Here is a 25,528-nt window from a genome sequence, read left to right on the forward strand (position 1 = left end):
TTAATTAAACAATACATGGCAGACTCTAAAATATGGCTTTCTTCTCCGCACATGGGGACTAATGAAGAAATGTATGTTAAACAAGCATTTGATACCAACTGGGTAGCCCCTTTAGGACCAAATGTAGATGCCTTTGAAGTAGCCATCCAAGAGTACGTAGGTGAAGGAGTTGCTGTAGCAGCCTTAAGTTCAGGTACTGGTGCAATCCATTTAGCTTTAGAAATTTTAGGGGTGTCATCTGGAGATGAAGTTTTATGCCAGAGTTTCACCTTTTCTGCTTCAGCTAATCCTATAAAATATTTAGGAGCTAATCCTGTTTTTATAGATAGCGAGAAAGCTACTTGGAATATGTGTCCTATATTATTGGAAGAAGCGATAAACGACCGCATTAAAAAAGGAAAAAAACCCAAAGCAATAGTTGCGGTACATTTATATGGTATGCCGTATAAAATAAAAGAGATTACAGGAATCTCTGAGAGGTATAACATCCCTATTGTAGAAGATAGTGCAGAGGCATTAGGGAGTAGCTACAATGGAATTAAATGTAGTAGTTTTGGAGCTATTGGGATTTTATCTTTCAACGGAAATAAAATTATTACCACTTCTGGAGGAGGAGCTTTAGTCTCTAAAAATAAAGAATATAGAAAAAAAGCAATTTTTCTTGCGACACAAGCAAGGGATGATGCACCACACTATCAACATTCTAATGTGGGGTATAATTATAGGATGAGTAATATTTTGGCAGGAATTGGAAGAGGCCAAATGGAAGTGCTTGAGGATAGAGTAGCAGCAAGGAGAGCAAATTACGAGCTTTATGTGAATGGATTAGCAGCAATTAGTGAATTAGAATTTTTGCAAGAACCTGTCGGTTATTTTTCTAACAGATGGTTGAGTTGTATTTTAACTCCGTCATTTGAGGTTAGAGAGGAAGTGCGACTATTATTGTTAGACCATAATATAGAATCAAGACCTTTATGGAAACCAATGCATTTACAACCAATTTTTGAAAATGCCCCTAATTATTCAAATGGAACCTCTGAAGATTTATTCAATAGAGGGCTTTGTTTGCCGAGCGGTTCTAATCTAACAAAAGAAGAAGTTTTATCTATAATACAGTTAATTAAAACAGTATTCTCATGATTCAAAATTATTTAAATGCAACCGCAAGTAGATACGCCTCTAAATGGCTGGTACTTATAGTTGATGTTATTTTAGTATCCTTTTCCTTTGTATTGGCTTATTTTATCTTATTCAATTTAACGATGAATTTTGATATTCATAAGTTATTTGTGCAATTGCCTTTTGTGGCTCTTATTTCTTTAGTATCCTTTTTAATTATTGGGTCTTATAAAGGGGTAGTGCGCCATACCGGTGTCAGAGATGTGTATAACATCTTTAATGCCATTTGTTTGTCGAGTATTATTACCATTGTTATTGTCGTAGCCAATAGAGCATATAATTTTTTTGATGGCTTTACGGTTCCTTTAACCATCATTATTATTCATAGCTTATTAAGTTTTATAGCCTTAACAGCATCTCGTTATGTGTTTAAAGCCTTGTACTTTAATATTGTAATGAATAATTACAATTCAGCTTCAAAAAATGTGTTGATCTATGGTGCTGGAGAATCTGGAATTTTAACCCATAGCGCATTGACAAATGCGTCTAAAAGTAAAGTAAAGGTTGTTGGGTATATTGATAAGGATCAACAAAAAGTTGGAAAGCACATAAACGGCGTTAAAGTATATCATAATGATGCGCTAACCGAAAGTTTTATCTTGAAAAAGGATATTTCAGAAGTTATTTTTTCAATCCAAAACATAGATCATAAAAAGTTACGTGTTTTAGTAGAAAGTCTGGTAGACTATCCTGTATTAGTTAAAATTGTTCCTGCGGTTGAAGATTGGATCAATGGAGAATTAAAACTGTCTCAGATTAAACAAGTACAGATTGAAGATCTACTGGATAGAGCAACTATTGATATTAAAAACTCCAATATTGCCGAAGAATTAAAAAATAAAACGGTTTTAGTTACGGGTGGTGCAGGATCTATTGGAAGTGAAATTGTAAGACAAGTATGTACCTATGGTTATAAATCTTTAATTGTAATAGACCAAGCAGAATCTGCACTATATGATTTGCAGCAAGAATTAAAGCAAAATGGCTTTCATAATTTTATTCCTATTGTAGCAGATGTAAGAGATAAGAATAGAATGAATATTGTTTTTCAGGAGTATGCTCCGAATATTGTTTTTCATGCAGCAGCTTATAAGCATGTTCCTTTAATGGAATACAATTCTTATGAAGCTATAAAAATTAATGTAGCCGGAACCAAAGTGTTGTGTGATTTGTCTGCGCATTACAATGTAGATAAATTTGTATTTGTTTCTACAGACAAAGCCGTTAACCCAACAAATGTAATGGGAGCAACAAAGCGAATTGCAGAGATGTATATTAGCTGTATGCAACAATTAAAGAAAACGAAATTTATTACCACCCGTTTTGGAAATGTATTGGGCTCTAATGGTTCTGTAATTCCGTTGTTTAAAAAACAAATAGAAAAAGGCGGACCTTTGACCGTTACCCATGAAGATGTAACACGTTTTTTTATGACGATTCCGGAAGCCTCACAATTGGTGTTGGAAGCAGGAGCAATGGGAGAAGGTGGTGAGATTTTTATATTTGATATGGGAGAATCTGTTAAAATATTTGACCTAGCCAAGAATATGATTAAACTTTCTGGTTTAAAATATCCAGAAGATATTGATATTAAAGTTACGGGATTACGACCAGGGGAAAAATTGTATGAAGAACTTTTGGCTAATGGTGAAAATATTTTACCTACCTACCACAAGAAGATTATGATTAGTAAGGTTCGGGAGTTAGACTATACCACCATCCGTTCTAATATTAACCAACTTTGTGTGTCAAATATGTTTTTTGATGCTGATGTGGTGCGCTTAATGAAAGAGATTGTGCCTGAATATATCTCAAAAAATTCTGACCTTTGTAAAATAGATGATCAGATTGAAGAGAAGACTAAAAAAAATGATGCGTCTAGCTTAGAAAAAAATATTTTGCAATCATAAAAGAACTATACTTTTAAAACAATTAAATAATAAAGAGAGAACATGTTAAACACTACCTTAAAAATGAAAATTACCCTAATACTAGGTGCAGCCGTATTACTTTTATCTTCTTGTGGCTCTAAAAAAGATGTCGTATACTTTCAAGACATCAGTGATTATGAAACCTTAATAGATGAAACGCAGTTTGTGCCAAAGTTTAAAGTAGACGATTTGGTGAGTATTTTTATTTCTACCTTAAATCCAGAAGCGAGTGCTCCTTTTAATCTGTTTACAGGAGGTGCTACTGGAGGTTTAGGCGGAGGAATGGCACAGCAAGTAGATTATTTAGTGGATCAAAATGGGAATATAGATTTTCCTGTTATTGGTCAGATTAAAATTTCAGGTTTATCTTCTGATGAATTAAGAGAATTACTTAAAGGGAAATTATCTGATTATTTAAAAGATCCTATTATTAATATTCGCTTACAAAACTTTTCTATTTCTATACTAGGTCAAGTAAATAGACCAGGTACCTATCCTGTAAATGGAGAGCAAATTACCATTTTAGAAGCGATTGGTTTAGCAGGAGATTTAAATATTAAAGGGATGCGAGAAAACATCTTAGTCATCCGTGAATTTAATGGCACCTTTGTACACCACAGGATTAATATTTTAAGTAAAGAAGCAATGAAATCGCCTGTGTTTTATTTAACGCAGAATGATGTAGTGTATGTAGAGCCTAACAAATCTGCTATTACTTCTTCTTCATTAGATAATAGAGCTACCATTGCCATCTCAATTGCGTCTGTATTAATTACATCGTCTGTGTTATTGCTAACTCGTAATTAATAATTAGTTCTTTTTTAATAATACTAATTCTATTCCTTATTTATACTCCATGGAGAATTCCGATTTAAATGAAATTATAAAAAAATACAGTAAAAACTGGTATTGGTTTTTATTGTGTGTTGTAATTGCATTAGTGAGTGCTTTTTTCTTTATTAGATATTCTGTTCCGCAATATTCGGCACAAAGTAAAATTCAGATATTAGAAGATGACCAGTCTGGATCCTCCATGGACGTTTTTCAAGATTTAGATCTTTTTTCTGGCAGCAAAAATAATATTGAAGACGAGATAGAAATTATTAAATCTAGAGCAAATGTAACTGATGTTGTTTTAAAGTTAGGCTTAAACACCTCTTTTATGGTAAAAGGTACTATAAAAGATGCTGAGATTTATAAGAATGAACCAATTAAATTAAATTTTATAGGGGAAGATTCCTTATTGTATAATGCCAAATTAAATCTACTGGTTACGATTAAAAATGATCATGAATTTTCGCTTATTGAAGGTGAAAGTAAAAGTGCTAAAACCTATGCATTTGGGAAAAATGTTCCGTCTAAACTAGGCGATTTAATCATTACGCCAAATTCTCCATTTTTTGATAAGTATATTGGTAAAGAATTAAGAGTTGAAGTTTCTCCTTTAGAGAATATAGTTGTTAATTATCAAAAGAGAATATTGATAGCCCCAGCAGATGAAAAATCTAATATCATTAATTTATCTTTAACAGACCCTGTTCAAGAAAAAGCGAGGGATATTCTAAATAGTTTGGTCGTTATTTATAACAATAATGCCGTAGCCGATAAAAAGGAAATAGCCGATAGAACCTCCGAATTTATAAATGATAGAATTACTAGTATTTATGATAATTTAGCTTCTGTAGACCAAAATGCCCAGGATTTTAAAACAGAAAAGGGGCTAACAGATATTGCTTCTGAGGCAAACATTAATTTAAATTTTGGAGCTGCCAACGAACAAGAGCTTCAGAACATGACAACGCAATTACAAATGGCGTCTTCCATGAAAGATATTGTAGATACGCAAAGTGGGTATGATATTTTACCTACCAATATAGGTTTATCGGATCCTTCAATAGCAAATACGACCAGTAAGTATAACGAGCTTGTATTAGAGCGTAAGCGTTTGTTAAAGAGTTCTAACGAGAAAAACCCCATCATTGTAAATTTAGATCAGGAATTGTCAGGTTTAAAACGTACCATGCAGTCTAGTTTAAGTGGAATGACAAATAACTTGGGTTTACAAGTAAATAGTTTAAGTAGCCAACGTTCTGTAATTAATTCAAAAATTTACTCGGCACCCCGTAACGAAAGAGCTTTAAGAGATATTACCCGTAAGCAGCAAACTACAGAATCATTATACTTGTACTTGCTTCAAAAACGCGAGGAGTCTCAAATCACATTTGCCTCGGCAAGTGCAAAATCTAAAATAGTAGAGTGGGCGTATAACACGAGTAAAGTTCCTGTATCACCTAAAAAACCGATTATCTTTTTAGCTTCCTTTATTTTAGGCTTGCTGGTTCCTTTTTCTATTATTTATCTTAAAGATTTGATGGATAATAAAATTTCTAATAAGATAAATTTAGAGAAAATTGTAAAAAATAATGCCGTTTTAGCAGAGCTGCCTAAAATATCTAGAAGTGATTCTAAGATGGTCTTAAATGATGACCGATCAGTATTGGCAGAATCACTAAGAATCCTGAGAACGAACCTAGATTATTTGATTAAGAATAATAGAGTAGGAGAAGAGAAAGGAAATGTTATTTATGTTACCTCTAGTGTGTCTGGAGAAGGTAAAACATTCTTGTCTTCTAATTTGTCTATGATTTTGGCTAACACGAATAAAAAAGTGTTATTGATTGGTGCAGATATTAGAAACCCTAAAATTGGAACTTTCTTTAGTGATAATCAGAAGAATGTAGATAAGTTAAAATATGCCACAAACGAAAAGAATAATATTGGTTTAACGGAATATTTAAATGACGATGCCATTAATTCAAAGGATATTATCAATTCTCTTTTAGTGAATAAAAGCTCCGTTGATATTATTTATTCTGGTAAAATACCGGCTAATCCTGCAGAACTTTTGATGAGTGATAGAATCGAAGGATTGTTGCAAGAGATGAGCGCACTTTATGATTATGTAATTGTAGATACCGCTCCATTAATGGTCGTTTCTGATACCTTGATTATTAGTCCGTATGCGAACCATATTTTATATGTAACTAGAGCAGGAGTAACCGAAAATAGTGTGATACAATTTCCATTAAAATTACAGGCCGAAGGGAAACTGAAAAACCTATCATTTGTAGTGAATGATGTTAAAAATTCAGACCTTGGCTATGGAGGAAAATATGGATATGGGTATGCAGCAGAAGAAAAAAAATGGTGGAAGTTTTGGGCTTAACTAAAATTTTGAACCGTTCTATCTAATATTGGAAGTAAATAATCGATTGTTTTTTGAGTGAGTTGAATTTTTTTAAGTTCATGCATATGCTGCATACGGTGAATGTCTGAAGCAATAAAATCAATTTGATTATTTTCCAATAACTGATAAGCGCATTTTTTTACAGAATCGCCATAATAGCCTCCTAAGGAGAGCATGTTTAATTGAAATAGGATTCCCGTTTTTTTATACTGTTCGTATTTTTTAGTCTTATGAAGGTAATTATAACGTTCAGGATGTGCTAGAATAGGAAAGTATTTTGAAGAACCTATCTTTTGAATAGCATCTTCAAAATTAATAGAAGCTTGTAAATAAGACATTTCAACTAGTAAATATTGATTGCGAATAGGCATAACCTCAGAACGTTCTAATAAATTATCAAAGTTTGCATCAATCATATGTTCTGCTGCAGCTTCAATAGAAATTTGAGTCAGCCCCTTTTTTATTAATTCATTTTTTAAAAGCGCTAAGGATTGAGAAATAGTTTTAGGAGTGTTAGGGTAGTAGTTATCCATGATGTGGGGTGTAGCGACAAATTTATGGACTCCTAATTCATTAAATTCATGAATCAAACTCATAGAATCCTCTACGGTCTTTGCGCCATCATCAATTCCTGGAAGAATATGGTTATGAATATCAACGAAGCCATTTAGAAGATCTACTAAAAATTTTTTCTTTTGAAAAATATGAAACATGAAAGCTATTTAAGATGCAAAAATACCTTATATAAATTAACATTAACGCCCGCATAAACTACTTTTAAAATTATTTTATGATTTTATTACAACTAAGTACATTTTCTAAGCTTATTTTTGCAAAAAAAACGTGATTCTAGATTATATTATAGCCATGTTATGGAGTATTTCTCCTTTTGGAGAAGCTAAAGTTGGTATTCCCTTTGGTTTGTTAAGAGGGTTAAATATCTATTTGGTTTTTTTACTTTGTTTTACGGCAAACGTGCTAGTTTTTCCATTAATGATGTTTTTTTTAGATAAAATTAACCATTACTTTTTACGTTGGAAATTTTATAAAAAATCTGCCATCTATATCGCTAGAAAAGCAAAAGTAGGATCAGGAGATAAAATTAAGAAATACGGTTTTTGGGGTCTTATATTTTTTGTAATGCTACCCGTACCGGGTACAGGTGTTTATGCAGGGAGTATTGCCACCTATTTATTTAAGATAGAAAAGAAAAAAGCTTTTTTAGCCAATACGATAGGCATCTTTTTCTCTTCTTTAATTATTTGGGTTACTACAGTTTTAACCATGAAAGGCATTTCATAAAGAAATACGTTATTCCTCTTTTTCCTTTGTCTTTCATTCTCAAACAAGAAATTGGTTCTTAGATAATCATAAGAGCTATTAATTAAAATGATATTCAGCCTTAGGATTGTACTCCTTTAGCGATCATTTGTCATCTTATTAGGCATTAAGAAAACACCTACTAAGGGGGGAGTGATCTTCCTGTAAGCCTTATATACGCAGATACTTGAATATAGAACAGCTACAGCCTACTATTTTAAATAGTAGGCTGTAGCTGTTCATGCGCTTGTTTCTTTCAATTTCTTTTCATGTTTTATTGCGGCACTACTAAATTTCTGAGGCGAAATATTTGAGATTATGGAGCTGCATAATATCTATTTTATTTTAAAAGGATTGATAAAAAAGACATTTTTATCCTTTATATGATTCTTATCATATAATTAACGTTTCTAAGACGCTACTTTTGAGGAATAATTTAAAAACTAATATGATGAAAATAGTAATTAAAAGTGCCGCAATCATTTTTTCACTTTTATTAACGGCCTGCGGAGGCAAAGAAGAAAAGAAGAAAGATGACTTTAATATCAATCGTGAAAAAACGAAAACAGAAAAACCAGCAGAAACGGCTCCGACCACTAGTGCAATTCCTGCATCCAAACGCGTAGATCTTGAAAATAAAGGGGTAGGTCCTGTAACGTCAGTAACCTTAGCTCCAGATATTGATCAGGCTTTGGCTAAAAAAGGGGAAGAGGTTTACACGCAAATGTGTCTTGCTTGTCATAAGACAGACAAAAAGTTTATTGGTCCTGCACCAACAGGTATTTTGAAAAGACGTAGTCCGGAATGGGTAATGAACATGATTTTGAATCCTGAAGTTATGATTAAAGAAGATCCTTTAGCAAAAGAGCTTATGGCTGAGTTTAATGGTGCGCCAATGGCGAATCAAGGACTTACCGAAGATCAAGCACGTAGTGTCCTTGAATTTTTTAGAACCCTAGAATAATAAACGATTAGTTTTTAATGCACTTACGCTTAAATAAAATAACCACAAATACACTACAAATGAAAAAGTATTCATTTTACCTAGTAACCCTATTGGGGTCGGTCCTGTTTCTTTCAGGTTGCGGCGATCAAAACGGTAATGCATCATCAAATGGTGCGCTTGCTTCTAATAATGCAGAGAAAGTATATGTAGCTCCTGGCGAACATGATGAATTTTATGCCTTTATGTCTGGTGGATATAGCGGTAATGTAACCGTTTATGGTCTTCCTTCTGGACGTATGTTCAAAGAGATTCCTGTTTTTTCTCAGTTTCCGACCAATGGTTATGGCTATTCTGAAGAAACAAAACCTATGTTAGAGACTTCTTTTGGCTTTATCCCGAATGACGATTCTCACCACCCGGATATTTCTCAGACCAATGGAGAATTAGATGGCAGATGGTTATTTATAAATGGAAATAATACGCCACGTATAGCGCGTATCGATTTAAAAACATTTGAAACTGCTGAGATTATTGAAGTACCAAATAGTGCCGGTAACCATAGTTCTTCATATATCACTGAAAATTCTGAGTACGTGGTGGCAGGAACTCGTTTTTCAGTACCTATACCTCAAAGAGACATGCCAATAAAAGATTATAAAGGAAACTTTAAAGGTGCCTTGTCTTTTATTAGTATTGAGCCTGAAACGGGTCATATGGATATTAAATTCCAATTGATTATGCCTGGCTTTAATTATGATCTTTCACATCCAGGACGTGGTAAATCTCACGGCTGGTTTTTCTTTACAACCTATAATACAGAGGAAGCTAATTCGCTGTTAGAGGTTAACGCTTCTCAAAACGATAAAGATTTTATCGCAGCGGTAAACTGGAAGAAGATTGAAGAATATGTTGCAAATGGTGGAGGTACTATGGTGCCTGCTAATTATACTCATAATGTGTATAGTGATGAAACACATAGCGCTACTTCAACGATGAAAAAAGAAGTGCTTACTGTAGATCCTACAAAAGTACCTGGGGCTGTATTCTTTATGCCAACACCAAAATCTCCGCACGGGGTAGATGTAAATCCAACAGGAGATTACATTGTAGGTAATGGAAAGCTTTCTGCAGATCTTACCGTTTTCTCATTTGATAAAATGATAGCAGCGATTGATGCTAAAAAGTATGATGGTGAAGCTTATGGTCTTCCTATTTTGAAATTTGAGGATGTCTTGGCTGGTCAGGTTAAAAGTGGAGGATTAGGTCCATTGCATACCGAATTTGATGATAAAGGTAATGCGTATACTACATTCTTCATTTCTTCAGAAGTGGTAAAATGGAAAGTAGGCACCTGGGAGGTTATTGATAGAAAGCCAACTTTTTACTCGGTTGGTCACTGTATGATTCCTGGAGGAAACTCTAGAAAACCTTTTGGTAAATACCTAATATCCTTGAACAAAATTACCAAAGATAGATACCTGCCAACTGGTCCCGAGTTAGAACACTCTGCACAGTTGTATGATATCTCTGGAGATAAAATGGAGCTTATTTATGATTTTCCAACACATGGTGAGCCACATTACGCAGCAGCTATTCCTGCTTCAATATTAGCCCCTAAATCACAGAAGATTTACAAGCTTGCAGAAAACGAACATCCATTTGCTACCAAAAATGTTTCAGATGCGCGTGTTGAAAGAGAAGGTAATGTTGTACATGTGTATATGGCAATGATTCGTAGTCACTTTACTCCCGATAATATTGAAGGTATTAAAGTGGGTGATACCGTGTATTTCCATATTACAAATCATGAGCAAGATTTTGATGTTCCGCATGGTTTTATGATGATAGGAGCCAATAATTCAGGACTATTGATTATGCCAGGGCAAACAAAAACTACCGTATGGGAACCGAAGCAAGAAGGTGTATGGCCATTTTATTGTACCGATTTCTGTTCTGCTTTACATCAAGAAATGCAAGGGTATATACGTGTTTCACCTGCTAGTTCTAATCTAGATCTATCTTGGTCTTTAGGAGAATAAAGTAAGAAGAAGCTATGTGGTAATAAAGAAAAGCAGGCTGTGTATGAAGACCGACCTGCTTTTTTATGAAGCACTGAAATGTTTGATAGAAATTATTTTTAAGAGAATATAACATGAAAAGAGCAAGTATATTAATGATCATTGGTTCTTTATGCTTATTGGGGTTGTTTAAATTTCCACTTTGGAATATTATGCTAGGCGCACCACAATATCCAGACCCATTAGGGATGAATATTCATATTACAGGGATACAAGGCGTTTCTGAATTTGATTTACAAAATATAGATGGTCTTAACCATTACATTGGTATGAAGACCATTCCTAAAGCCGATGAAATGTGGGAATTTAAAGCTTTTCCTATCGTAATTATTGGTATGGCATTTTTAGGAGTGATCATAGGTTTTTTAGGCTTTTTTGGCAAAGTTGATTATCGTTATTTTTTAGGTTGGTTTGTCTTGATGTCCATTTTAGGCGTTATGGGGATGTATGATTTTAATGTGTGGTTAACCGACTATGGTTCTAATTTAGACCCACACGCTATTATAAAAGTAACCAATGAAGATGGAACCCCTATGACCTATAAACCGCCGCTTTTTGGGTATAAAAAATTATTGAATTTCAATGTGAGTTCTATGCCTGCACTAGGGGCTTGGGCTATGTTTTTAGGAATGTCCCTTACCGTAGTAGCCTTTTTAGTAGGATGGAAAAGTAAACGTTTACCCGCTTCATAAAAAGATATAAATTAACAGATCATGAAAAACCGAACATTTTTAGGGGTACTATGTTTCCTGATAGTAGCTGCATGCAATACGGAACCTAAAGCTATAGCTTATGGTTCAGAAGGATGTCATTTTTGTAGCATGACCATTGTAGATACCCAACATGCCGCACAGTTTATGACCAAAAAGGGGAGAAGTTATTCTTTTGATGCCACAGAATGTATGTTCAACTATTTGCAGGACGTAGCTCCAGAAACAATTGCGTTATATCGTGTAAATGATTATAATAATCCTGGAGTTTTTATTGATGCTAAAGAAGCTACCTATTTAATTAGCAAAAATATTCCTAGCCCTATGGGCGGAAATTTAAGTGCTTTTACAACAAAAGAAGCTGCAGAGAAAATGCAACAAGAGCATACGGGAAGCGTGTATTCATGGAAAGAATTACAATCTAAATTTAACAAAGGCTAGTAAATTAATACATACACTACATTAATGCACCTAAAACCTAAATTTCTTTTAATAGCCTTATGTTTTTTAAGTACTTCCTTATGGGCAAAAACAATAACTGTTTGTTCAGAATGTGCTGTAAAATCTATAGCTAGTGCTATTAAAACAGCAGTAGCCTATGATACTATTGTCATAAAAAAAGGAACCTATTACGAGTATAATTTACTTATAGATAAACCCTTAGTGTTAATCGGAGAAAATTTTCCAGTGATTGATGGGCAAGATAAAGGCGAAATTATCAGAATTACATCCGATAATGTAACTATAGACGGACTTTTTATAATAAATGTGGGCACAAGCTATACCTCAGATTATGCCGCTATTCGCGTAGTGAGAAGTGATTCCTTCTTAATACAAAATGTAGTTTTAGAAAAATTGTTTTTTGGTATTTATTTAGAAAAATCTAATAACGGTAGGGTATATCATAATAAAATAATAGGGGATGCGAAGGATGAGTATAACTCCGGGAATGGCATTCAATTATGGTATTCTAAGAATGTCGTGGTAGAAAAAAATATTGTGCAAGGTGCTCGAGATGGTATCTATTTAGAATTTTCTGATAATATAATAATTAACGATAATATAAGTACAAAAAACCTTCGGTATGGCTTACATTTTATGTTTTCTGATGATGATGTGTATACCAATAATATTTTTGAAAGTAATGGAGCAGGAGTTGCTGTAATGTTTTCAAAAAATATTAAGATGACAGGGAATACCTTTAAAAAGAATTGGGGCACAGCTGCATTTGGTCTTTTATTGAAAGAAATTAATGACGCCGATATTAGTGAAAATACCTTTGAAGAAAATACGATTGGAATCAACATAGAAGGATCAAACCGAATAACGTATGCCAATAATAATTTTATCAATAACGGCTGGGCTATTAAAGTCCTCGGCGCATGTTATGATAATTCATTTACAAAAAATAATTTTTTGTACAACAGTTTTGATGTTTCTTATAACAGCAATATCAATGACAATGTTTTTGAACAAAATTATTGGAGTAATTATACGGGCTATGATTTAGATAAAAATGGAATAGGAGACATTCCTTATAGACCCGTGAAATTATTTTCTTATATCGTAAATAAAACGCCAGAATCCATTGTACTTCTCAGAAGTTTATTTATGGATATTATAGATTTCTCTGAAAAAGTAACTCCTGTTTTTACCCCTGATAATTTAGTGGATGCAAAACCATCAATGAAAAGAATAGAATGATTAAGATAGAAAATTTACATAAAAAATTTGGAAAGACTCCTATTCTTATGGGGTTAGATCTAAGCATAAAACAAAGTGGCATTTTTGCTATTTTAGGTCCTAATGGCTCTGGTAAGACAACTTTAATTAAGTGTATATTGGGTATGATAGTCCCGAACAAAGGTACTATCGCTATAAATGGAGGTTTAATTAAAAATAAATGGAAATATAGACAAGAAATTGAGTATTTACCTCAGATTGCAAATTTCCCTAGTAATCTTAAAGTCAGAGAATTAATTCGGATGATTAAAGATTTAAGGCAAAAACCAAGCGATGAAGAACGTTTAATTGAACGCTTTGAATTGGAGCCATTTCTAGATAAAAAATTAGCCATTCTTTCTGGAGGTACCAAACAAAAAGTAAATATTGTCATTGCTTTTATGTTTGATACACCTTTAATTATCCTTGATGAACCCACTACAGGTCTAGATCCTGTGGCATTAATCAAATTAAAAGAACTTATCCAAATAGAAAAACAAAAAGGAAAGACCATACTTGTTTCCTCACACATCATGCAGTTTGTAGAAGAGATAGCAGATGAAATTGTATATCTTTTAGAAGGGAAAATATACTTCAAAGGAAGTATAGCTGCGCTAAAAGAAAAAACACAACAAACGAATGTAGAACATGCCATTGCGGCAATTGCAAAACCTGTGTCACATGTTTAAGATATTAAAATATAGTTTTTATGATCTTATGCGTAGCCGTTGGAGCTATGTTTATTTTCTGTTCTATTTATTATTGGGTTTTGTATTGTTATTTTTAAATAATGATGTATCAAAAGCGGTGATTACTTTAATGAATATTATTATTGTTTTGGTTCCTTTAATTAGTACAATCTTCGGAATTATGTACTATTACAATTCCAAAGAATTTACAGAACTTTTATTAGCGCAACCCATTAAAAGAACATCTATTTTCTTAGGACAATACTTGGGAGTAGCGGGTTCTTTGGCGCTAAGTCTTATTTTAGGTTTGGGGATTCCTTTTGTACTCTATGGACTTTTTAAGAGTAGTGCTATCTTTGACTTTTCACTGTTATTAGTAACAGGGACTTTCTTAACCCTTATTTTTTCAGCACTATCTTTTAATATTGCAATTTCTAATGAGAATACGATTAAAGGGTTTGGGTATGCAGTGCTGCTATGGTTATTTATGGCCGTTATTTATGATGGATTATTTTTAATGTCACTCATCATTTTTAACGAATACCCTCTTGATAATTTTTCATTAGTCGCCTCCATGTTTAATCCTATAGATTTATCGCGGACCTTAATCCTATTAAAATTAGATATTTCGGCATTATTAGGATATACAGGAGCTGTTTTTAAGCAATTTTTTGGAACAAATATGGGAGTAATCATTTCAATGTTAGTACTTATGTTATGGACGATACTTCCTGTATGGAGATTACTTTATAAATCTAAAAGAAAAGATTTTTAGCAATCAGCTCATCGTATTTCAAGTACTTAGTGCATCAATTAGATTGCTCCGTAACCTAATTCATGGATTATATTTAGAGAAACATTTAAAATTATAGGAAATTTACTTATTTGTTTAAAAACGCTATAAAAAATATCCTTATAATTTAGAAAAGAATAAATTCAAACATATATTTGTAGCATGAAACATAGTTTAATCATAATAGCAATTCTTATTTGCTTAAAACCTACTTTCCCATTGGTGGAGTATGTTTTTAATTATGATTATATATCAGAAGTTCTTTGTATTAATAAAGATAAGCCAGAACTAAATTGTAATGGTAAATGTTATTTAATGACAAAATTAGCGGAGGAATCTAAAGCGAATGATACCAATAAAAAAACGCCTATTGAAAATGCTTTTTCTCTAGTCTATTTTTTAGCGTATACTGCAGATTTTAATGCACCTTCTAATACTACTGAATATCTTGTCTTGCCTATAACGTATAGCGAAACCTTATATTCATTTAATTTCTTCAACAACCTTATTAAACCACCTATTGTATAGCAGTATACAATAGGAGTTAAAATTAAGCACGCATTATAGTAGTACGATAAGGGTAAGGGTTCATCATACATGACCTTCTTATCTAGTTCTTTTATATTTCTAATGTATAGATTTAACTCTATCCTTATTTTTTACAAACAAAAAACAGCACGAGCTCTTTTAAGAGCTGTGCAGTCATACACCCTATATTTAATAAACAAACGAATGAAAAATTTTAAAATAGCCTTATTGGCACTAATTTCTATACTTGCAATTTCTTGTGATAATGATGACGATGATGCTATGGCATTAACAGGATCAGGAGAAGTTTCGGTAACTTTTGATAATGGATACGCAGGTAATGACCTTCTTTTAGGGACTACAAATGCAGCAAATTCTAATGGGGAAACATTAACGGTTACCCGTTTAAGCTATATCGTTAGTAATTTTAGTTTAATTGATGTAGATGGAAATGAATATGTTTTTCCTAAAGATGATAGTTACTTTATCATAAATCAAGAGGCAGATCTAGATGATATTTCATTACCTAATATTCCAGCAGGAGCATACACTACCCTTAAATTTGGCATTGGCGTAGATGATGAAAAATACCAACAAGGGGGTGAAGGTCAGGGCGATTTATGGACACGTGCAGAAGAAAATAATTTGACTTGGTCATGGACTGCAGGCTATAAATACATTAATTATGAAGGTACTTTTACGTCTGCTACAGTTACAGATGAAACTGATTTTAAAGTGCATTTAGGAAGGCTAGGCGATCAAGTTAATTATGAGGAAGTTACTTTGGCTTTGCCAACAAATGTAACCGTAAGTGATGAAATGGATTCTAATATTCATTTAAAAATAGATGCTTCTAAAATTTTGGCCTCTATACATAATCTCCTACTTTCTGATCAAGCCGTATTGATGACAGATCCTGAAAAAGCACCATTAATAGCAGAAAATATAGCTACAATGTTCGTTGTAGATCACGTACATAATGGAAACGGACATTAATCTTAAAAATCATACTATAAAACTACCAGCAATACATTTTAGTATTGCTGGTAGTAATAGCCTACGGATGAAGAATACACTTATCTTTTTTAGTTTGGTTTTTATTCTTTCTTGTTCAAATGAAACTGAATATGTACGAGTAAATGAGCCTCTGGTTTTTGAACAGCCCAGTAATTTTCCTGCTCTGGCTTATGATTTGGAAGCTAACCCTCCTACAGAAATTGGATTTGAGTTAGGTAAAAAGCTTTTCTATGATGGTGATTTATCACGAGTAGGATTTATTTCTTGTGGTTTTTGTCATGAGCAGAAAGATGCTTTTACACATCATGGACATCAATTTAGCCATGGCGCAGATGATTTGGAGGGAACTAGAAATACGCCTTCCATTCAAAATATGGCCTATATGACGCATTTTATGTGGGACGGTGCCATAAATCATTTAGACCTGTTTCCTATTGCTCCGATTACTAATGAGGTAGAGATGGATGAATCTATAACAAACGTTCTTGCTAAACTAGCGGCCAATAGTGAATACCAGAAATTGTTTTCGGAAGCATTTGTCGATGGAGAAGTAAACATGGAAAATTTTTTAAAGGCCCTATCTCAGTTTATGGTGATGATGGTATCTTCAAATTCTAAATATGATAAATATGTTAGGAACGAAGATGGTATTACTTTAACATCGGAAGAGCTTCAAGGCTTAGCGATTTTTGAAACCAATTGTGCTACCTGCCATGCTACAGATTTATTTACCGATAAATCTTTTAGAAATAATGGCTTAGCTCCAAATTCAAAATTAGATGACCTAGGGCGTTATTTAGTAACAGGTTTAGAAGCCGATAAATACAAATTTAAGGTGCCTAGTTTACGAAATGTAGCATTAACAGAGCCATATATGCATGATGGTAGATTTGGTAGCCTAGAAGCCGTATTAGATTTTTATACTGATGGCATAATAACTAGTCCCACCTTAGATAGCGCATTACAAGATAATGGAGTTTTAGGAATTTCATTATCTAGCGCAGATAAAGCAGCTTTAGTTGCTTTCTTGAATACATTAACAGATGAAGAATATATAGCTGATGAACGATTTGCAGAATTTTAAATTAAACAGAATACTTTTTTTTATTTTACTAGTAGCACTAAATTTTTCGACAACTTTTGCGAAGGATAGGCTTCCAGTAGTAACACCAAACCCATTGCCTTGTTTAGGTCATTTTCATGGTCTGGATTATGTATATGATTTTTGTGATACTTGTGGTTGCGGCAGTAGCGGCGGAAGTATGGGGTATGGAACCGGATTAAATACTAATTTTATAGGGGTAAGATATATAGGACAGCAATACCGTTCTAGAGACGGAATTTTTAATGATTCTCCTTGGGTAGATGAAAATTTTAACACCATGCAGTTGTGGGGAAATTTTCCGGTATCAAAACGGACCGTAGTTAATGTTATAGTTCCTTATCAGTTTCATAGTAGAAATTTTATAGACGGTACTTCTCAAAATATTAGTGGTTTAGGCGATGCGAGTATACTTGCTATGTATAACCTGCTAAAAGTAAAATCAGACAGTATCGTATCCATTAAACCAGAGCATTATGTACAAATTGGAGGAGGGATTAAAATGCCTACAGGAGCGTTTGACAAAGAAAATAATGAAGATAGCGTAAACCCAAGTTTTCAATTGGGTACTGGTAGTTGGGATTATGTTGTGGCGGCTAATTACGGTTTTAATTATAGAAATTGGGGAATTAGTACCTTGGTTAATTATGCTATGAAAACCGAAAATCCTAAGCAGTATCAATTCGGGAATCAGTTTAACTATGCGCTAAATGCTTTTAAAACCTACTATATAGCTAATAATTTTTCAATGACACCCATTCTTGGTATTGCGGGTGAAGTTTTTGAAACCAATAAAGAATACGGGGCCGATGTGGCCAATACCAAAGGAGATCTATTTATGGGAAAAGTTAGTTTAGAAGCTTCTTATAGTAGATATGCTTTGGGCGTAGTGTCTATGTTACCCATTACGCAAAATCTAAATAACAATAAGGTTGAGTTGAAAAATAGGTTGTCTATTTATTTAAATGTCAATTTTTAACCTACGATTAGACTTCTATTCATTTTAAAAGGTCACCTATAGAGCACGGCTAAAATAGGTGGCCTTTTTACTATTTAATCAGTTTATCGTTAATTTTAATACCCTTACCGATTCTAAAATTACACCGACAAACGGTGAACAACACCTAGCATTCGGTGAATGGTATTTTAGTAGTTCAACGGTCGTTTAATGGCGGTGAATTACCTGTAAAAATTTGTGTATTCTATTGGAATACAGTTTGTTGCAGCTCAACGACTATAGCGCTCCATTCGTGTGTTTTGCACTTACAAATACAGAAATAGGATGTTTCTTTGTAGTGGAATTAACCTACAGAAATATTTTAATTATGTTACGAATCAAATTTTTATCAATTGCTTTTCTTTCTTTATTAATGACATTAACATCTTGTTCAACTGCAACACAAGAAGAAGAAGTAGCTATTTATGAAAAGGTTTCTATTTCTACTATAGAAGAAGAGGTTTTAGATCTTGTAAATGAATATAGAGTTTCTCAAGGATTAGAGGTAGTTATTTTTGGAGATGTTGCTTATGATTTTGCAGCGTCACACAATGAGTATATGATTGAGCAAGGTGTAATTAGCCACGATAACTTTATTAGTAGGTCTACAGATCTAACGGTTAAAGCAGATGCCGATTTTGTTTCTGAAAATGTAGGTAAAGATTTTACAACAGCAAGAGGTGTTGTCAATGCTTGGATTAATAGTGCTACACATAAAAAAGTAATGGAAGGAGATTTTACCTATACTGCAATTAGCGTTAAAGAAGATGCTAATGGTGTTCTTTACTTTACAGAATTGTTTTACAAATAAGAGATTTGTACTTAACTCTTTTTTTAATTCCTGATTACCAACGTTACTTTCAATTAAGCACTACAAACTCATCACTACGCTCTTTTAACTGATTTCTACTAATTAGTCATTGCTAACGAGACACTTACAACTGGTTACTTTATATTTTTTCCTATACATTGTCAACTGTTATTAGCTAACTGCATGCTATGAATTGGGATTGCTACATATGTATTGAAAAGAACTCATTGCCTACAGCTTATTCTTCTCCTCTAATTGTTTGCAACAAATAGCTGATAGCCAAGCCTTAATACCTCCCTTTTTAGTTTTCACCACATAATATTATCATTTTACAACAAACGACATAACTTTTTATCGAATAAATTAAATTTTTTGTGTTAAAATTCTTTCAATATATTATAATTGTAGTCTAAAACTTACAGGTTTAATTTAAAACTTTTAATATGGCTATATCTCTACTTTTAGGTAAAAATCCTACATACGGGCTTCTAATTATCTTTTTTCTGTCATTTGGCACTCTTTTTTCACAAAACAGGACTTTTGCGAGAACGGTTACAAATGAAAATTATGTCACTGATTCAGGGAATAGTATTGATCAGGATTTAAGTACAAATGCAATTGTAAGGGCGAGTTCTGGACTTGCCTTAGGATTAGGAGCATATTCTGGTAATTTGGAATTACACTATCTAAATCCTGTTTTAGCGAATACGACTAGTTATGTAAAAATTGATTCTGAGGATGAATTACTACCTTTTTTATTAGGAGGTAATTTAGGCAATTTGCTAGCAAATATTGGCGGTACTGTTCTTTTAGGCAATCAAGAATTTATTGTAGAAGCAAAGAATGGTACTACTACAGTCTTACAAGGAAGCTCAAATAATTCTAATGATTTTTCAACAGAATCAATGCGCGTAATTATGGATGAGGCAGGTAATTACTACATAGCTGTTACGCCAAATACACCTTACGATGCTATTCGTTTAACCAATAACATAGGCTCAATAATTGGAGCGAATACAACTAAAAATTTAGATGTATTTGGTGTTTTTCATGGTGATGGGACTCAAGATTGTGGTACCCCATCCTTTACTTCTTTTAATGGGAGCGGTTTAACGCTAGATTTATTAAATATAGGAGGTGCAGGGGTAACCAATCCAGAATTTGCTATTGATAATGATCCTAATACCGCTTCAGAATTAAGTTTAGGTATTATTGCTGTTGCAGGAGCTGTAGCACAAACGTTTTATTTTGATACACCGTCTAACCCTACAGATCAGATGTATATAACAATGGCCATAGACCCTTCTTTATTACAAGTAGGAATCGCAGATAATATTATTGTAAAAGGAGTAAATGGTGCAAATGAAGAATATTCAGAAAGTTTAACATCACTATTAAGTGCTGATGTTTTAGGCCTTTTACAAAGTGGTAATGCTACTACATTTAGTTTCAATCCAGGAGAAAGTATAGATAAAGTTACTATTGGTTTATCTTCTTTATTAAATGTGTCTTTGGTGCAAAGTATGAATATTTTTAATGTCTTTTTAGCACCTGGAGTTCCTATACTAGATTCGTCATCAACAGATGTTTCAATTTGTGAAGGTACATCTGTTAGCTTAGTGGCTACTACTCAGGATGCTACCTCTGAGTTGCGTTGGTATGATGCAGCTACTGATGGAAATTTGTTAGCGACTTTAAGTTCAGGAGATCCGTTTACTACTCCAATTTTAAATGCGGACCAAACCTATTACGTTTCAGCAGCAACACCAGGCTGTTTAACAGAATCTCCTAGAGTAGAAGTTCCTGTAAATGTGGTTCCTATTCCTACAGCAGGAGATATAGGAGTTAATGGTAATATGTTTCCTTTATGTTCCTCAAATGATGTTGTATTAAAGCCCTATAGTGAAATTGATGGTGCGTATATATGGTATTTAGATGAGAATAAAGTAACAGAAATTACTGATGGTATGGTAGATGGAGACATTACCTATTCAATTAATTCCGAAGATGGGACTTTAAATATTGTTGGATTAGACGAATTAAACAGTCCGTATACGTATTATGTAGGTTTAAAAGAGGCTAGTGCAGGTTGTGAAAATGCAGCAGGAGATTTAAAAGAAGTAGAGGTGGTTATTGTAGATTCTAATACTACTGCAGCTGTTAATTTAGATGTAGACTCAGGTATAATTCTTCTAGATGAAATTTTTGAATTTTTCAATGGAGATCCTACTACAACTATTTCAGGAGCTGTAACAGGAGATGTTAATGTAGGGGATGTAGTTAATGTTTTAGTTAATGATACCATTTATATTGGAGTATTAGATGCAGACTTAAACTTTAATATTGCTTTAGATGGTGCAGATTTAGCACTAGATTTAGATAATGTTCTTGACATTTTTATTGAAGGTGGTGTTTGTACCAATTCAGGAGATGTGCTTATAAATTTACCAGAGATTGTGGTTGATACAATTTTACAAGAATTTTGTGCGTCTGATAATCCTACTTTGGCAGCTATTGTTTTAGCTACTAATTTATCACTTTTTGACGATTTAGATTTAGAGGTTGCCGTAGATTTAAACACCCCCTTAGTAGATGGTGCTGTCTATTTTGCTGGAATTTTAAATATTCCTAATTCCGTTTTACCAAGGGTTCAAATTACGGTTGCAATTACTACAGTTCCTGCACCAACAACAACTGCTGTTAATCAACAGTTTTGTGCAGGTAGCTTAGCAACAATTGCAGACCTACAAGTAAACGAAACTGATGTTGTTTTTTACGCGACTGAAACAGGAGGTACTGCTTTGGATCCATCCAATCCGCTTGTAGCCGGCACTTATTATGCTGCTGCCATAGAAAATGGCTGTGAAAGTACAGAAAGATTAGCGCTAACCGTTACCTTTTTAGAGAATGAGGAGGCCACTATTTCTGGTGAAGCAGAAGCTGTTTGTATAGACCGTATGTATACCTACACTACAGAAGATAATTTTCAAAATTATGTGTGGACCGTTACAGGAGGAACAATTTCTGAAGGCGGTTCAAATACAGATAATGCTATCACTATTTTATGGGATGATTTGCAAAGCACCTCCTTGAGCGTTAGCTATGAAAACCAATTAGGTTGTACCGCTAGTGTTTCTCAAGATATTGCTACAATTTCTTGTGGAGAAGTGTTAGGGGAAGAATTTGGCTTGTTGGTTTATAATGAGTTTACGCCCAATAATGATGGATTTAACGACTATTTTGAAGTGAAAGGAATTTTAAATTATTCATCACGGGTTCAAATTTATAATCGTAACGGAAATTTGGTTTTCGAAACCGTAAACTATCAAAATAATTGGGATGGAATTGCAAGTGTTTCTGGAGTTCTTAATCCCGGAGATGTACTGCCTTCTGGCACGTATTATTATGTGATAAATATACCAGAATTAGATAAAAACTTAATGGGATGGTTGCAATTAGCCAGATAATTTATACTGTTTTTTCTAATGAAATCTAAAACTCAATTCTTACCAAAACCTATACTTATGGACGCATTTCAACTACCTATAAAACTCTTACTATTTTGTCTCATAGTTCCTGTATACATGCTTTGTGCGCAGCAACCTCCCCAATATACACAGTATATGTATAATACAATGGTCTTAAACTCTGGTTATACAGGGACCAGTTCTAAAATAGAGGCTCTTTTATTGCACCGGTCACAATGGTTAGGTATAGACGGAGCTCCAGAAAACCAGTCTTTTTCAATACATGGAAAATTAAAAGAGAAGATAGGATTAGGTTTAAGTGCTACCAATGATAATTTAGGTGCAGCCAATGCCATAGAGATTAACGGTAATTTTGCCTACGAAATACGTACAGGGTATTACACTAAATTATCTTTAGGTATAAACGCAGGCGTAAACCTTTTAAATATAGATTATACTAAAGGAATTTATAACAACCAACAAGATCCATTATTTCAAGAAAACTTGAGTTCAACACGACCAATTCTTGGTTTTGGAGCTTTTTTCTACGGTACAAATTGGTATACAGGTTTATCTACGCAGAATATATTAAACTCGCAGATATTTGATGACAGTGAGCTGGTAACCAATAGAAAAAGTCAATATTATCTAATGGGAGGCTATGTTTTTGATCTTTCGGAACGCTTAAAGTTTAAGCCAACGGTTCTAACAAAATACGTTTCTGCAGCCCCACTAACCGTAGATGTATCCGGTAATTTTTTGATAGATGAAAAACTAAGTTTAGGTCTTGCTTATAGGTATGATGATGCCGTAAGTGCGTTAGCTGGTTTTAATTTATCGGAAAAATTCTTCATTGGTTATGCATATGATTATACGCTAACAGATTTAAATAACTATAACGATGGTTCTCATGAAATTATATTAAAATATAACATTTTTGATAGAAACAAGAGAGCATTATCCCCAAGATTCTTTTAAAAACAATACTATGAAAAACATAATTATACTATTTATTATATTTTCTTCTACTATTGTTTTCGCGCAAAGTAAAGAAGAAAGAGCAGATGATCATTTTAGAGAATTTAAATTTGATGCTGCCATCAAATTATATGAGGATCTAGCTGACGATAAAAAAAAGCCATCCATGCATATTATTCAGCAATTGGCAGATAGCTATTTTAATATAAACGATTATCACAATGCTAAAATATGGTACAGCAGACTCTATGTAATTCAAGGTAAAAGAATAGAAGAAGGTAACCTCATAAAATTGGTACAATGCCTTAAAGCAGATTTAGAAATAGAAGCCGCAGATGAGCTACTTAAAGAGTACTATACCAAACCCGCAAAGCTGAAAATGATTTTGGCTCAAAAAGCGTATCTAGATAGTATTTCTAAAGAAAAACCCAATTATACTATTCAGAATGTGCCTTTTAATAGCAAAAAATCTGATTTTGCTCCTTATTTGTATACCAATGGATTAGTGTTTGCCTCTGCCAGAGATACACTTAAATCTAGCACGCTTTATCCTTGGAACAAGCAGCCATATTTAGACCTGTATATTACCAATCCAAAGCAGACCGATTATACTCCTGAAAAGTTTCTTGAAAATATGGAGTCCGATTTTCATGATGCAACCATTGCTTTATCATGGGATGCTAAGACCGTATATTTTACACGGAATTTTATCGAGAAAAATAAATTAAGCGCAAATGCAGATGGCCTCTCTAATATGCAAATATTAAAAGGAAGTATTGTAGATAATCAGCTCGTTAATATTACCTCTTTAAGCTTTAATAGTAAAGAATATTCTTGCGGACACCCTGCACTAACTGCAGATGGTAATTATATGTATTTTACCTCTAATATGCCAGGTGGTTATGGAGAATCGGATATTTATAGGGTAGCTCTAAATGCTTCAGGAGATGCCGGTATGGAGCCTGTTAATTTAGGGCCGACGATTAATACGAGAGGCCGTGAAATGTTTCCTTATGTAGTACATGATATCTTGTACTTTTCATCAGATGGTCATTATGGACTAGGGGGCTTAGATGTTTTTGCCTCAGCGCTATTATCTGGCGATGAATTTTCGTTACCATTGAATAGGGGGGAGCCTATAAATAGTAATATGGATGATTTCTCATACATAAGAGAAGTTGCCTCCAACAATGGATACCTAGCTTCTAACCGAAGTGGAGGCGTAGGAGACGATGATATTTATTATTACGAAGGAATACAACCTACAGATTGTTTAGAATATTCTGGAACCGTGTTTGATGAAAAAACAGGAGAACCCTTATATGAAGCTACAGTAGAAATATATGATTCAGAAGAAGGTCTAGTTTTAGCCACTAAAACAGATATGGAAGGGTACTATAACTTTATCTTACCATGTAATAAAACCAATAAACTGGTGTTTTCTAAGAAAAAGTATTCAAAAAAGTCTGTTACAGTTACTACAGGTGAAAACCCAAAAGCTCCATCCATGAATAATAAAGTGTATTTAACTCCTTTTGAGAGTTTAATCGTAAAAGATAATGGGGTCGAAAAAATTAAAGTAGAACCTATTTATTTTGATTATGATAAATATGATATTACAGTTAGAGCAGAAATAGAACTAGAGAAAGTATTGTTTGTTTTAAGAGAATTTCCTGCTATAAAAATAAAAATAGAATCGCATACAGATGCTAGAGGCAAGGATGCTTATAACTTAAAGCTATCTGATAATAGGGCGAAAGCCACTCGAGACTATTTGATCTTAAAAGGAATTGTCGCCAATAGAATAGAAAGCGCTAATGGGTATGGCGAATATCAATTAAAGAATGAATGTAGCAATGGTGTAAGTTGCTCAGAGCAGAAACATTTAATTAACCGAAGGTCTGATTTTATTATTATTTCAAAATAGAAAAATTTTGTACAGAGACACAAAAAAAGCATCATGTAAATGATGCTTTTTTTTATTCCTTTTAAAAATGCTATTGTGCGTATTCT

General features: G+C 33.4%; 21 protein-coding genes. 20 read left to right on the forward strand and 1 reads right to left on the reverse strand.

What is annotated here, in order from left to right:
* Positions 1-15 precede the first annotated feature (15 nt).
* The 4 genes from CELAL_RS15745 (at position 16) to CELAL_RS15760 (ending at position 6,336) form a co-directional block, all read left to right on the forward strand.
* Positions 16-1,140 (forward strand): aminotransferase class I/II-fold pyridoxal phosphate-dependent enzyme, encoded by a 1,125-nt coding sequence (locus CELAL_RS15745; RefSeq protein WP_148229693.1) that lies wholly within the window; start codon positions 16-18, stop codon positions 1,138-1,140.
* The gene (locus tag CELAL_RS15750) at positions 1,137-3,089 is read left to right on the forward strand and encodes a nucleoside-diphosphate sugar epimerase/dehydratase (RefSeq protein ID WP_013551885.1); all 1,953 of its coding nucleotides are present in this window, start codon (positions 1,137-1,139) and stop codon (positions 3,087-3,089) included. Before CELAL_RS15745 ends, CELAL_RS15750 begins: the two co-directional genes overlap by 4 nt.
* Before the next feature lie 63 nt (positions 3,090-3,152).
* Complete coding sequence (locus CELAL_RS15755) at positions 3,153-3,917, forward strand: polysaccharide biosynthesis/export family protein (RefSeq protein ID WP_041558225.1); 765 nt, start codon at positions 3,153-3,155, stop codon at positions 3,915-3,917.
* Positions 3,918-3,966: 49 nt separating this feature from the next.
* Complete coding sequence (locus CELAL_RS15760) at positions 3,967-6,336, forward strand: GumC family protein (RefSeq protein WP_013551887.1); 2,370 nt, start codon at positions 3,967-3,969, stop codon at positions 6,334-6,336.
* On the opposite strand, the gene CELAL_RS15765 is transcribed toward CELAL_RS15760, so the two are convergent.
* The gene (locus CELAL_RS15765) at positions 6,333-7,070 is read right to left on the reverse strand and encodes a tyrosine-protein phosphatase (protein WP_013551888.1); all 738 of its coding nucleotides are present in this window, start codon (positions 7,068-7,070) and stop codon (positions 6,333-6,335) included. The two genes, CELAL_RS15760 and CELAL_RS15765, sit on opposite strands and share 4 nt — an antisense overlap.
* Positions 7,071-7,200: 130 nt before the next feature.
* Between CELAL_RS15765 and CELAL_RS15770 the strand changes: the two genes are divergently transcribed.
* The 16 genes from CELAL_RS15770 (at position 7,201) to CELAL_RS15845 (ending at position 25,442) form a co-directional block, all read left to right on the forward strand.
* Positions 7,201-7,659, forward strand: coding sequence for a COG2426 family protein (locus tag CELAL_RS15770; RefSeq protein ID WP_013551889.1), 459 nt, complete (start codon positions 7,201-7,203; stop codon positions 7,657-7,659).
* A 469-nt stretch (positions 7,660-8,128) separates the two neighbouring features.
* Positions 8,129-8,641, forward strand: a complete 513-nt coding sequence (locus CELAL_RS15775; protein WP_041557767.1) for a c-type cytochrome — start codon at positions 8,129-8,131, stop codon at positions 8,639-8,641.
* Between the two features lie 59 nt (positions 8,642-8,700).
* A complete protein-coding gene (nosZ, locus tag CELAL_RS15780) occupies positions 8,701-10,662 on the forward strand; it encodes a Sec-dependent nitrous-oxide reductase (protein ID WP_041558227.1) in 1,962 nt (653 codons plus the stop codon).
* 113 nt (positions 10,663-10,775) lie between these two features.
* On the forward strand, positions 10,776-11,393 hold the full coding sequence (locus CELAL_RS15785) for a hypothetical protein (protein ID WP_013551892.1): 618 nt from the start codon (positions 10,776-10,778) through the stop codon (positions 11,391-11,393).
* 21 nt (positions 11,394-11,414) lie between these two features.
* On the forward strand, positions 11,415-11,852 hold the full coding sequence (locus CELAL_RS15790; protein WP_013551893.1) for a nitrous oxide reductase accessory protein NosL: 438 nt from the start codon (positions 11,415-11,417) through the stop codon (positions 11,850-11,852).
* Positions 11,853-11,876: 24 nt separating this feature from the next.
* On the forward strand, positions 11,877-13,115 hold the full coding sequence (locus CELAL_RS15795) for a nitrous oxide reductase family maturation protein NosD (RefSeq protein ID WP_013551894.1): 1,239 nt from the start codon (positions 11,877-11,879) through the stop codon (positions 13,113-13,115).
* Positions 13,112-13,822: an ABC transporter ATP-binding protein gene (locus tag CELAL_RS15800; protein WP_013551895.1), complete on the forward strand. Its 711-nt coding sequence runs from the start codon at positions 13,112-13,114 to the stop codon at positions 13,820-13,822. The genes CELAL_RS15795 and CELAL_RS15800 overlap by 4 nt, the downstream gene beginning before the upstream one ends.
* Positions 13,815-14,597 carry an ABC transporter permease gene (locus CELAL_RS15805; RefSeq protein WP_013551896.1) on the forward strand — a complete coding sequence of 261 codons (783 nt, stop codon included), beginning with the start codon at positions 13,815-13,817 and terminating at the stop codon, positions 14,595-14,597. The genes CELAL_RS15800 and CELAL_RS15805 overlap by 8 nt, the downstream gene beginning before the upstream one ends.
* A gap of 180 nt (positions 14,598-14,777) precedes the next feature.
* Positions 14,778-15,143: a hypothetical protein gene (locus CELAL_RS15810; protein WP_013551897.1), complete on the forward strand. Its 366-nt coding sequence runs from the start codon at positions 14,778-14,780 to the stop codon at positions 15,141-15,143.
* Positions 15,144-15,347: 204 nt separating this feature from the next.
* Positions 15,348-16,139, forward strand: a complete 792-nt coding sequence (locus tag CELAL_RS15815) for an MbnP family protein (RefSeq protein WP_041557768.1) — start codon at positions 15,348-15,350, stop codon at positions 16,137-16,139.
* 67 nt (positions 16,140-16,206) lie between these two features.
* Complete coding sequence (locus tag CELAL_RS15820) at positions 16,207-17,244, forward strand: cytochrome-c peroxidase (RefSeq protein WP_041558231.1); 1,038 nt, start codon at positions 16,207-16,209, stop codon at positions 17,242-17,244.
* Positions 17,222-18,241, forward strand: a complete 1,020-nt coding sequence (locus CELAL_RS15825; RefSeq protein ID WP_013551900.1) for a transporter family protein — start codon at positions 17,222-17,224, stop codon at positions 18,239-18,241. Before CELAL_RS15820 ends, CELAL_RS15825 begins: the two co-directional genes overlap by 23 nt.
* A gap of 346 nt (positions 18,242-18,587) precedes the next feature.
* Positions 18,588-19,070, forward strand: a complete 483-nt coding sequence (locus CELAL_RS15830; protein WP_041557769.1) for a CAP domain-containing protein — start codon at positions 18,588-18,590, stop codon at positions 19,068-19,070.
* A 443-nt stretch (positions 19,071-19,513) separates the two neighbouring features.
* A complete protein-coding gene (locus CELAL_RS15835) occupies positions 19,514-22,537 on the forward strand; it encodes a gliding motility-associated C-terminal domain-containing protein (protein ID WP_013551902.1) in 3,024 nt (1,007 codons plus the stop codon).
* Positions 22,538-22,594: 57 nt separating this feature from the next.
* Positions 22,595-23,515: a PorP/SprF family type IX secretion system membrane protein gene (locus CELAL_RS15840; protein ID WP_013551903.1), complete on the forward strand. Its 921-nt coding sequence runs from the start codon at positions 22,595-22,597 to the stop codon at positions 23,513-23,515.
* 10 nt (positions 23,516-23,525) lie between these two features.
* Positions 23,526-25,442, forward strand: a complete 1,917-nt coding sequence (locus tag CELAL_RS15845) for an OmpA family protein (RefSeq protein ID WP_013551904.1) — start codon at positions 23,526-23,528, stop codon at positions 25,440-25,442.
* Positions 25,443-25,528 lie beyond the last annotated feature (86 nt).

Origin of the sequence: Cellulophaga algicola DSM 14237 (assembly GCF_000186265.1) — a bacterium.
Lineage (GTDB): Bacteria > Bacteroidota > Bacteroidia > Flavobacteriales > Flavobacteriaceae > Cellulophaga > Cellulophaga algicola.

What these genes read in the sequence shown, in the direction of transcription:
- CELAL_RS15745 (WP_148229693.1), top strand. Translation starts at nt 16, where the DNA reads ATGGCAGACTCTAAAATATGGCTTTCTTCTCCGCACATGGGGACTAAT.
- CELAL_RS15750 (WP_013551885.1), top strand. Translation starts at nt 1,137, where the DNA reads ATGATTCAAAATTATTTAAATGCAACCGCAAGTAGATACGCCTCTAAA.
- CELAL_RS15755 (WP_041558225.1), top strand. Translation starts at nt 3,153, where the DNA reads ATGAAAATTACCCTAATACTAGGTGCAGCCGTATTACTTTTATCTTCT.
- CELAL_RS15760 (WP_013551887.1), top strand. Translation starts at nt 3,967, where the DNA reads ATGGAGAATTCCGATTTAAATGAAATTATAAAAAAATACAGTAAAAAC.
- CELAL_RS15765 (WP_013551888.1), bottom strand. Translation starts at nt 7,070, where the DNA reads ATGTTTCATATTTTTCAAAAGAAAAAATTTTTAGTAGATCTTCTAAAT.
- CELAL_RS15775 (WP_041557767.1), top strand. Translation starts at nt 8,129, where the DNA reads ATGAAAATAGTAATTAAAAGTGCCGCAATCATTTTTTCACTTTTATTA.
- nosZ (WP_041558227.1), top strand. Translation starts at nt 8,701, where the DNA reads ATGAAAAAGTATTCATTTTACCTAGTAACCCTATTGGGGTCGGTCCTG.
- CELAL_RS15785 (WP_013551892.1), top strand. Translation starts at nt 10,776, where the DNA reads ATGAAAAGAGCAAGTATATTAATGATCATTGGTTCTTTATGCTTATTG.
- CELAL_RS15790 (WP_013551893.1), top strand. Translation starts at nt 11,415, where the DNA reads ATGAAAAACCGAACATTTTTAGGGGTACTATGTTTCCTGATAGTAGCT.
- CELAL_RS15795 (WP_013551894.1), top strand. Translation starts at nt 11,877, where the DNA reads ATGCACCTAAAACCTAAATTTCTTTTAATAGCCTTATGTTTTTTAAGT.
- CELAL_RS15800 (WP_013551895.1), top strand. Translation starts at nt 13,112, where the DNA reads ATGATTAAGATAGAAAATTTACATAAAAAATTTGGAAAGACTCCTATT.
- CELAL_RS15805 (WP_013551896.1), top strand. Translation starts at nt 13,815, where the DNA reads ATGTTTAAGATATTAAAATATAGTTTTTATGATCTTATGCGTAGCCGT.
- CELAL_RS15810 (WP_013551897.1), top strand. Translation starts at nt 14,778, where the DNA reads ATGAAACATAGTTTAATCATAATAGCAATTCTTATTTGCTTAAAACCT.
- CELAL_RS15815 (WP_041557768.1), top strand. Translation starts at nt 15,348, where the DNA reads ATGAAAAATTTTAAAATAGCCTTATTGGCACTAATTTCTATACTTGCA.
- CELAL_RS15820 (WP_041558231.1), top strand. Translation starts at nt 16,207, where the DNA reads ATGAAGAATACACTTATCTTTTTTAGTTTGGTTTTTATTCTTTCTTGT.
- CELAL_RS15825 (WP_013551900.1), top strand. Translation starts at nt 17,222, where the DNA reads ATGAACGATTTGCAGAATTTTAAATTAAACAGAATACTTTTTTTTATT.
- CELAL_RS15830 (WP_041557769.1), top strand. Translation starts at nt 18,588, where the DNA reads ATGTTACGAATCAAATTTTTATCAATTGCTTTTCTTTCTTTATTAATG.
- CELAL_RS15835 (WP_013551902.1), top strand. Translation starts at nt 19,514, where the DNA reads ATGGCTATATCTCTACTTTTAGGTAAAAATCCTACATACGGGCTTCTA.
- CELAL_RS15840 (WP_013551903.1), top strand. Translation starts at nt 22,595, where the DNA reads ATGGACGCATTTCAACTACCTATAAAACTCTTACTATTTTGTCTCATA.
- CELAL_RS15845 (WP_013551904.1), top strand. Translation starts at nt 23,526, where the DNA reads ATGAAAAACATAATTATACTATTTATTATATTTTCTTCTACTATTGTT.